This window comes from Pseudoflavonifractor sp. HCP28S3_F10, assembly GCF_052065415.1.
GTDB lineage: Bacteria > Bacillota > Clostridia > Oscillospirales > Oscillospiraceae > Pseudoflavonifractor_A.
This window is the reverse complement of record NZ_JBQHUB010000079.1, coordinates 1-547: the sequence shown is the minus strand read 5'-3', so window position 1 is coordinate 547 and position 547 is coordinate 1. Positions and strand designations below refer to the sequence as shown.

The 547-nt window shown below is 47.2% G+C and carries 1 protein-coding gene; it reads right to left on the bottom strand.

The genetic code is table 11. The features are described from left to right. Positions 1–201 precede the first annotated feature (201 nt). Positions 202–396 (bottom strand): hypothetical protein, encoded by a 195-nt coding sequence (locus ACTNBZ_RS14380; RefSeq protein ID WP_002334813.1) that lies wholly within the window; start codon positions 394–396, stop codon positions 202–204. Positions 397–547 lie beyond the last annotated feature (151 nt).

Below are 547 nucleotides of genomic sequence, written 5' to 3'. Positions count from 1 at the left end.
TTGTGTCTGAATACTCCCGCTTTCTCCTTGCAGTTCATCGTCCCGGCTCAATCTCATATAAAGCGCCGTGTTGTAAATCGTAGTATTGTAAGGTTGTTTCACCGTAAAAATCCTCCTTCTAAAGAAACAACCCACGCTTACAATACTTTTGCTCTATGGCAATTATATCATAAGCGTGGGCGTGTTATCAATGATGGGCTATCAGGTTGAAGCGGCTTTTTCTGCGGTATGCCGCACCACATCTACAATCAGATCACCGAGGGGCTTCCCGCCTGCGGCGAAGTGTTCGGAGATTTTTATACGGTTGTTCCCACATACAAAATACTGCGTGCCGTTCTCTGCTTGTATAACCTGCCCTGTTCGGGGTGTAAAAATATCGCTTTCACTTTTTGCCATCCAGTGTCCTCCATATTCAGTTTTCAAGGTACAATGCCGCACAGAGGCGGCGAAAATTTCTGCTTATATCTATCACCTTTCCTTTACCGTGTGCCGCTGCTGACGTTTCAGTTCCGCCAGTATATCCGGCGGGATACGGTCAACCAGCCGC